The following is an 8,311-nucleotide window of genomic DNA, read 5'->3' on the forward strand; positions in this document are numbered from 1 at the left end:
AGCACGGTCGACCGGCCGGATCCGCGGCGTCGCCGGGTCGGCGCACGAGCCCGCCGTCGCCGAGGAGCTGCTCGCCCGGGCGAGGGAGGGGGACTCGGTCGTGGGCGGGCTCATCACGTGCGCCGGGGTGCCCGAACCGGCGGGGTCGTCGATCCTCACGGTGTCCCACGCCGATTTCGCCGACCTCATCGACGCCCACCTGGGCACGGTGTTCGCCCCGTGTCGCGTCTTCGCGCCACACCTGGTGGAGGCGGGAACGGGTGCGATCGTCACCACGTCGTCGTTCGCCTGGAAGGGCGACTACGGCGGGACCGGCTACTCGGCCGGCAAGGGCGCCGTCACCTCACTCACCATGGCGATCGCGGCGGAACTGGCCGAGCACGGGGTCCGGGCGAACGTCGTGTGCCCCGGCGCGCGCACCCGTCTGTCCAGTGGTGAGGCCTACGAGGAGCAGATCCGGGACCTGGGGCGCCGGGGAATGCTCGACGAGCTGAGTGTGGCCGGGGCACTGGACCCGGCGGGCCCGGAGTACGTCGCACCCCTCTACACCTATCTCGTCTCCGACCTCTCCGCGGGGATCACCGGGGGCGTCTTCGCCGGATCGGGCGGCTTCGTCGGACGATTCCCCACGCCGGAGGCGCAGATCCTGGCGTACCGCGATTTCCACTCGCATGCGCCGTGGACGCCCGAGGAGATCGACGGCTTCCTCCGGACGTGAGCCGCCTCGGGACCCGCGTCGCGTGGCGGCCGCCCGCGGACCGCGCACCGGACGGGGACGACCACCTCGTCGTCGTCGCCCGTCCTCGCACGCCCCGGACGGCGTCCACCGTCAGCGCAGTGCGTCCTCGCGGAACTCACCGGGGAAGTCCACCGACGGACCGTTGTCGACCTCGCCGCGGCGCAGCTCCACCCGCCTGATCTTGCCGGAGATTGTCTTGGGCAGGTCGGTGAACTGCAGGCGCCGGACCCGCTTGTAGCCGGCCAGGTGGGTGCGCGAGTACTCGAAGATCTCGCGCGCCGTGGCCTCGGTGGGCTCCCAGCCGCCGGCCAGGACGACGAAGGCCTTGGGCACGCTCAGCCGCACCGGGTCAGGGGAGGGGACGACGGCGGCCTCGGCGACGGCCGGGTGCTCGAGCAGCACCGATTCCAGCTCGAACGGCGAGATCCGGTAGTCGGAGGACTTGAACACGTCGTCGGTGCGCCCGACGTAGGTGATGTAGCCCTCCGCGTCGCGGGACCCCACGTCGCCGGTGTGGTAGAAGCCGTCCGCGTAGGCGGCGTCGGTGCGCTCGGCATCACCGTGGTAACCGACCATCAGTCCAAGCGGGCGGGGGTCGAGGCGCAGGCAGATCTCGCCCTCCGCGCCGTCGCCGGCGAGCTCCCGACCGGTGGCCGGGTCGACCAGCACCACGTCGAAGCCGGGGCACGGGCGGCCCATCGAGCCGTCCTTGATGGGCTGGCCCGGGGTGTTGGCGATCTGCACGGTGGTCTCGGTCTGGCCGAACCCGTCGCGGATCGTCACCCCCCACGCGTCCCGGACCCGGCCGATGACCTCGGGGTTGAGCGGCTCGCCCGCGCCCACCGCCAGGCGGGGCGGGACCTGCAGCTGGGTCAGATCGGCCTGGATGAGCATTCGCCACACGGTCGGGGGGCAGCACAGGCTCGTCACGCCGCAACGGTCCATCTCGCGCATCATCGCCGTCGCGTCGAACCGCGAATAGTTGTAGATGAACACGCACGACCCGGCGATCCACGGGGTGAAGACGTTCGACCAGGCGTGCTTGGCCCATCCGGGCGAGGAGACGTTGAGGTGGACGTCGCCGGGCTGCAGGCCGATCCAGTACATGGTCGACAGGTGGCCCGCGGGGTAGGAGGCGTGCGTGTGCTCGACGAGCTTGGGCTTGCTGGTGGTGCCTGAGGTGAAGTACAGCAGCAGCGTGTCGTCGGCGTGGGTGGTGTGGCTCGGTTCGAAGTCGGGCGAGGCGTCCATCGCGGCGGCCAGATCGGTCCAGCCCTCCGGCGCGCCACCCCGCTCCTCCCCGCCGACCGAGATCCGCTGGTAGTCGCCGGAGATGTCGGCGAAGCGCCCGGCCAACTCGGCGCGCGCGATCACGTGCTTGATCCCGCCGCGCGCGATGCGGTCCCGCAGGTCGCCCTCGGCGAGCAGGGTGGTGGCGGGGATGACCACGGCGCCGAGCTTGATCACGGCCAGCATGACGTCCCACAACTCGACCTGGTTGGCGAGCATGAGCAGGATGCGGTCGCCGGGCCCGACGCCGCTGTCGCGTAGCCAGTTGGCCGTGCGGTCGGACCGGATCCGCATCTCGTCGAACGAGTACTTGGCCTCCGTGGGGGCCCCGCCGCCGTCGTGCTCCTCGACGATCCACAGTGCCGGGTCGTCGTTCCCCTCGGCCTGCACGTCGAACCAGTTCAGCGCCCAGTTCCACTCGTCGAGTTCGGGCCAGGCGAAACCGTCCCGCGCGGCGTCGTAGTCCTGCGCGTGTGCCTGGAGGAAGTCGCGGGCGGCGCGGAACCGGACGGTGGCCTCGGTGGGCAGCGGGGGCATGGATGCTCCTGTCGACGGAACGTATGAGTGAGTCAGCTCACAGTAGGGCTGCCGAGAGGGCTGGCGGTACACCCGAAAGGGGAGGGTCCGGGGTCGATCGGGGCCCGGCTATGGATTACTAGGAGTTGCAAGTATATGGTGATGGGCATCACGGGACAGGGGTGAGCGGGCGAGAACAGCGCGCCGCCCCACTGAGGAAGGGACGTCCATGTCGGATCTCAGGCAGGTCGAGCACTACATCAACGGCGCGCGGGTCGCGGCCACCGGGGGGCGGAGCCAGGAAGTGCTCAACCCCAGCACGGGCAAGGCGCAGGCGGTCGTACCGCTGGCCACCACGGCCGAGGTCGACGACGTCATCGCCAAGGCCGCCGCCGCGCAGAAGGCGTGGGCCGCGCAGAACCCGCAGAAGCGCGCCCGCGTGCTCATGCGGTTCGTGGACCTGGTCAACCAGAACATGGACGAGCTCGCCGAGCTGCTCGCGATCGAGCACGGCAAGACCACGCCGGACGCCAAGGGCGACATCCAGCGCGGCCTCGAGGTCGTCGAGTTCGCGATCGGCATCCCGCACCTGCTCAAGGGTGAGTTCACCGAGAACGCGGGCACCGGCGTGGACGTCTACTCCATGCGCCAGCCGCTGGGTGTCGTCGCCGGCATCACCCCGTTCAACTTCCCGGCCATGATCCCGCTGTGGAAGGCCGGCCCGGCCATCGCCTGTGGCAACGCGTTCGTCCTCAAGCCCTCCGAGCGGGACCCCTCCGTGCCGGTGCGCCTGGCCGAGCTGTTCACCGAGGCGGGCCTGCCGGACGGCATCTTCCAGGTCGTGCACGGCGACAAGGAGGCCGTGGACGCGATCCTCGACAACGACACGATCCAGGCGGTCGGCTTCGTCGGATCCACCCCGATCGCGCAGTACATCTACGAGAACGCTGCCCGCACCGGCAAGCGCGCCCAGTGCTTCGGCGGCGCCAAGAACCACGCGATCATCATGCCGGACGCCGACATGGACCAGGTCGCGGACGCCCTGGTCGGCGCCGGTTTCGGCTCCGCCGGCGAGCGCTGCATGGCCATCTCCGTGGCCGTCCCCGTCGGCGAGGGCACGGCCGAGGCGCTCCTCGAGAAGCTGCTGCCCAAGGTCAAGGACCTCAAGGTCGGCCACAGCCACGATCCGCAGTCCGACTACGGCCCGCTGGTGACCCCCGAGTCCAAGGCCCGGGTCCTGGACTACATCGACCAGGGTGAGAAGGCCGGCGCCGAGCTCCTCGTCGACGGCCGCGGTGTGGGTGCCTACACCGGCGAGTTCAACGGTGAGGACATCTCCGAGGGCTACTACGTGGGCCCGACGCTCATGGACAAGGTGACGCCGGACATGAGCGTCTACACCGACGAGATCTTCGGCCCCGTCCTCGTGGTGGTCCACGCCAAGGACTTCGAGGAGGCGCTGAGCCTGCCCAACGACCACGAGTACGGCAACGGCGTGGCGATCTTCACCCGCGACGGCGACGCCGCCCGCGAGTTCGTCTCCCGCGTCGAGGTCGGCATGGTCGGCGTCAACGTGCCGATCCCGGTCCCGATCGCGTACCACACCTTCGGTGGCTGGAAGAAGTCCGGATTCGGCGACCTCAACCAGCACGGCCCGGAGTCGATCAAGTTCTACTCCAAGGTCAAGACCGTCACGCAGCGCTGGCCGTCGGGCATCAAGGACGGGGCCGACTTCAACATCCCCACGATGGACTGACCGGCTCGCCCCAGGAGAGGAACACCCATGTTCACCCTTGATGACGACGACAAGGTCATCGTCGACGCCGCACGCGACTTCTCGGACAAGCGGATCGGTCCCAAGGCGCAGGAGTGGGACGAGACCCACCACTTCCCCAAGGACGTCCTCCGCGAGGCCGCCGGGATGGGCATGGGCGCGATCTATGTCTCCGAGGAGGTCGGCGGCAGCGGGATGCGTCGACTGGACGGCGTGCGGATCTTCGAGCAGCTCGCGCGCGGGTGCCCGTCGGTGGCGGCGTACCTGTCCATCCACAACATGTGCGTGTGGATGGTCGACGAGTTCGGCACCGACGAGCAGCGCCGGCAGTGGATCCCCGAGCTGGCCTCGCTCGAGAAGTTCGCCAGCTACTGCCTCACCGAGCCGGGCGCCGGGTCGGACGCGGCGGCGCTGCGCACCAAGGCGGTCCGCGACGGTGACCACTACGTGCTCAGCGGCACCAAGCAGTTCATCTCCGGGGGCGGCCAGTCGGACGTCTACCTGGTGATGGCCCGGACCGGGGAGGCCGGCCCCAAGGGCATCTCGGCGTTTCTGGTCCCGGCCGACTCGGACGGGCTGAGCTTCGGCCCCGACGAGCGGAAGATGGGCTGGAACGCCCAGCCGACCGCGCAGGTGATCATGGAGGGCGTCCGGGTTCCGGCCGCCAACCTCATCGGCGGCGCGGAGACCGGCGGGGAGGGGCTCGGCTTCACCATCGCGATGCGCGGCCTCAACGGCGGGCGCATCAACATCGCCGCCTGCTCGCTGGGCGGGGCCCAGGAGGCGTACTCGCGGGCCGTGGCACACGTGCGGGACCGCGAGGCGTTCGGCGGTGCGCTCATCGACGAGCCGACCATCCGGTTCACCCTCGCCGAGATGGCCACCGAACTGGAGGCCAGTCGGCTCCTGCTGTGGCGGGCCGCCGCCGCGCTGGACGCCAAGGAGCCGGACCACGTCGAGCTGTGTGCCATGGCGAAGCTGTTCGTCACCGACCGGTGCTTCGACATCGCCGACCGGTCGCTGCAGCTGTTCGGCGGCTACGGGTATCTATCCGAATACGGAATCGAGAAGATCGTGCGGGATCTGCGGGTGCACCGCATCCTTGAGGGCACGAACGAGATCATGCGCGTCGTCGTCGGCCGGGCCGTCGCCGCGCGCGGACTGGGAGCGTAGGAATGACCAACGAACTGCCGACCGTCGCTTTCCTCGGCCTGGGCAACATGGGCGGTCCCATGGCGGCCAACCTTGTCGGTGCCGGCCACGAGGTCCGCGGTTTCGACCCGGTCTCCGCCGCGCAGGAGGCCGCGAGTTCGGCCGGCGTCACCGTGTGCGAGACGCCGGCCGAGGCGGTCCGCGGGGCCGGCGTCGTCATCACGATGCTCCCCAACGGCGCGCTGGTCACCTCCACCTACGACGACGTCCTGGGGGAGGCGGAGGCCGGCACGCTGTTCATCGACTCGTCCACCATCTCGGTCGACGACGCCCGGGCGGTGCACGCCAAGGCCGTCGAGGCGGGGATGCTCCAGGTGGACGCCCCCGTCTCCGGCGGTGTCAAGGGCGCGACCGCGGGGACGCTGGCGTTCATGGTGGGCGGGGAGGACGAGGCGTTCGCCGCGGCGCAGCCGGTCCTCGAGCCCATGGCGGGCAAGGTCATCCACTGCGGCGCCGCGGGGGCCGGCCAGGCCGCCAAGGTCTGCAACAACATGGTCCTGGCCGTCCACCAGATCGCGATCGGCGAGGCGTTCGTGCTCGCGGAGCGGCTGGGGCTCGAGCACCAGGCCCTGTACGACGTGGTCACCGGGGCCACCGGCAACAGCTGGGCGCTGCACACCAACTGCCCCGTGCCCGGCCCGGTGCCCACCTCCCCAGCGAACAACGACTTCACGCCCGGCTTCGCCACGGCCCTGATGAACAAGGACCTGGGACTGGCCCTGGCCGCGCTGGAGAGCACCGGTACGGTCGCGCCGCTCGGTGCGGCGGCCGCGGCGCTGTACGACGAGTTCGCGCAGGACAACGGTGGCAAGGACTTCAGCGCCATCATCACCAGCATCCGCGATTCCGCGCGGAGCTGACCGTCTCCACTCTCGGGAGCTGACCATGACCACCCTTCGACCCAGTGATTCGGACGCGGTCCTCGGTGCCCTGCGACGCGCCCGGCAGGAGTCCGCGCTGCCGATCGTGTTCGCGGGGCAGGCCGACGGCGAGACGGCGAAGCTCACCCGCTTCATCGGCGCCCGCACGAACTCCATGCAGGGTCTGGCCGTGGCCAAGGGGCGCGGGCTCGGTGGGCACGTCATGGCGTCGGGGCGTCCCGCCACGGTCCGCGACTACGAGGAGTGCTCGGCCATCACCCGCGACTACGCCGATGCGGTGGAGCAGGAGGGTCTGCGGGCCATCATCTCGGTGCCGGTGATGGTCTCCGGCGTCGCGCGGACGATCCTCTACGGGTCGGCCCGGGTGGCCACGCAGCTCGGCGACCACGTCGTCAAGACGTTCAACTCGGTCGCCTCGGACCTGGCCGCCGAGTTCCAGGTCAGGGACGAGGTCGACCGCCGGCTGCGGATGGCGGACCTCGCCGCCGCGGAACACTCCGTCGGCTTCGAGGCCGCGGACCGCGAGCAGCTGCGGGTCCTCCACGGAGAGCTGCGGGCGATCGCTGCGGAGCTGGGCGACCCGGCCCTGCGCGATCGTCTCCTGGCCGCCGGGTCCGCTCTCGCCGGCGTGGGACGGGCGCCCGACGCCGGGGACATCCCGGTACCCGCGAAGTCGGTGCTCTCGCCGCGCGAGATCGACGTGCTGGCCCAGGTCGCGCTCGGCTGCTCGAACGCCGAGGTGGGGGCGCGGTTGTCGCTGTCGCCGGAGACCATCAAGGCGTACCTTCGCAACATCGGCACCAAGCTCGGCACGCGGTCGCGGATGGAGTCCGTGGCGCGCGCCCGGCTCCTCGGCGTCCTGCCCTGAATCGACCCGACCGGCCCGCGTCGCGAAGAGCGTTCCGCACACATCGCCCGAGGGCAGTGTGCGGAACGCTCTTCTCGTCGCGCGGCGACGCGCCGGCGAGGGCGGGTCTACGGCGCCGCGGTCTCCCGGTCCTGCCACGTCACCCGGACCCCTGTCGCGGGACGGGTGAGCATCCGCGTCCACGGGAAGGTGAGATCGTCGGGATCCCGGCTGATGCGCACCTCCGGACGGCTCAGCGCGGCCACCGCGGCGGACAGGGCTGCCACCGCGAGCTTCTCGCCGGGGCACCGGTGGCCTGTGCGGACACCCGCACCGCCCTGCGGGACGAACGCCTCGAGCTGCTCGGCGTCTTCGACCCCCATGAACCTCCCGGGGTCGAACGTCGAGGCGTCGTCCCAGTGATCGGGGTCCGTATCGGTGCCGAGGAGATCCAACAGCACCCGTTCGCCTCGGTGCACCGGGCATCCGTGCACCTCGAAGTCCGAGGTCGCCATCGCCGGCAGCATCGGCACGAACGGGTAGACCCGCCGGACCTCCTGGGCGAACGCGACGGCCTCCGGGATATCGGAGAGCCGGCCGGCGGCCGACGAGGCCTCCCGGATCCGTGCGGCCCACCCGGGATTCTCCGTGAGCGCGACTGCCGCGAACGCGGCGAACCGCGCCACCGCCACCGTCGGGCGGGTGAGGTTCTGCAGCTCCACGGCGGCGGTCCGGTCGTCGACTGCAGCGCCGTCGGGGTCCCGAAGGTCGGCCATGGCCGCCAGGACCGAGTCGGGCTCCGCGCGCAGTCCGCCGGCCCGCACCGCGCGGATCAGGCCGGTGGCCCAGCGGTCCAGCCGGACGCGTTCGACCTCGGCGACCGGATTGGTCGCGATGCGGCCGAACGAGTCGAGCAGCCTGCTCATCTGGCGGGCCCGGCGATCGGCCTCCGCCGGGGTGAGCGGTAGGCCCGCCCAGCGGAACGCCGCCCGACCGAACGCCGTGGTGGTGTCGCCGTAGACCGGCCCTTCCGGATTTAGAGTGCGTTGATC

7 protein-coding genes are annotated in these 8,311 nt (G+C 71.0%); 5 read left to right on the forward strand and 2 right to left on the reverse strand.

Translation table 11 applies throughout. The annotated features are described in order from the left end of the window. Positions 1-718 (forward strand): SDR family NAD(P)-dependent oxidoreductase (locus tag G6024_RS08590; RefSeq protein WP_159148486.1); only part of this gene is annotated, 718 nt, incomplete at its 5' end. Between the two features lie 111 nt (positions 719-829). Here the strand turns inward: G6024_RS08590 and G6024_RS08595 are convergent. Next, positions 830-2,566 carry an AMP-binding protein gene (locus tag G6024_RS08595; RefSeq protein WP_159148487.1) on the reverse strand — a complete coding sequence of 579 codons (1,737 nt, stop codon included), beginning with the start codon at positions 2,564-2,566 and terminating at the stop codon, positions 830-832. Positions 2,567-2,774: 208 nt separating this feature from the next. Between G6024_RS08595 and G6024_RS08600 the strand changes: the two genes are divergently transcribed. The 4 genes from G6024_RS08600 to G6024_RS08615 are packed head-to-tail and all read left to right on the forward strand — an operon-like array spanning position 2,775 to position 7,280. Continuing rightward, positions 2,775-4,301 (forward strand): CoA-acylating methylmalonate-semialdehyde dehydrogenase, encoded by a 1,527-nt coding sequence (locus G6024_RS08600; protein WP_159148488.1) that lies wholly within the window; start codon positions 2,775-2,777, stop codon positions 4,299-4,301. Positions 4,302-4,328: 27 nt separating this feature from the next. Continuing rightward, positions 4,329-5,492 (forward strand): acyl-CoA dehydrogenase family protein, encoded by a 1,164-nt coding sequence (locus tag G6024_RS08605; RefSeq protein ID WP_132063008.1) that lies wholly within the window; start codon positions 4,329-4,331, stop codon positions 5,490-5,492. 2 nt (positions 5,493-5,494) lie between these two features. Further along, on the forward strand, positions 5,495-6,391 hold the full coding sequence (mmsB, locus tag G6024_RS08610; protein ID WP_227022213.1) for a 3-hydroxyisobutyrate dehydrogenase: 897 nt from the start codon (positions 5,495-5,497) through the stop codon (positions 6,389-6,391). 25 nt (positions 6,392-6,416) lie between these two features. Beyond that, positions 6,417-7,280, forward strand: a complete 864-nt coding sequence (locus G6024_RS08615; protein WP_132063006.1) for a LuxR C-terminal-related transcriptional regulator — start codon at positions 6,417-6,419, stop codon at positions 7,278-7,280. Positions 7,281-7,387: 107 nt separating this feature from the next. On the opposite strand, the gene G6024_RS08620 is transcribed toward G6024_RS08615, so the two are convergent. Further along, positions 7,388-8,311: cytochrome P450 (locus tag G6024_RS08620; RefSeq protein ID WP_159148489.1), on the reverse strand; the 924-nt coding region annotated here is incomplete at its 5' end.

The sequence above is a fragment of the Dietzia maris genome (genome assembly GCF_014144855.1).
In the GTDB taxonomy this organism is placed as follows: Bacteria; Actinomycetota; Actinomycetes; order Mycobacteriales; family Mycobacteriaceae; genus Dietzia; species Dietzia kunjamensis.

What these genes read in the sequence shown, in the direction of transcription:
- G6024_RS08605 (WP_132063008.1), top strand. Translation starts at nt 4,329, where the DNA reads ATGTTCACCCTTGATGACGACGACAAGGTCATCGTCGACGCCGCACGC.
- G6024_RS08600 (WP_159148488.1), top strand. Translation starts at nt 2,775, where the DNA reads ATGTCGGATCTCAGGCAGGTCGAGCACTACATCAACGGCGCGCGGGTC.
- G6024_RS08595 (WP_159148487.1), bottom strand. Translation starts at nt 2,566, where the DNA reads ATGCCCCCGCTGCCCACCGAGGCCACCGTCCGGTTCCGCGCCGCCCGC.
- G6024_RS08615 (WP_132063006.1), top strand. Translation starts at nt 6,417, where the DNA reads ATGACCACCCTTCGACCCAGTGATTCGGACGCGGTCCTCGGTGCCCTG.
- mmsB (WP_227022213.1), top strand. Translation starts at nt 5,495, where the DNA reads ATGACCAACGAACTGCCGACCGTCGCTTTCCTCGGCCTGGGCAACATG.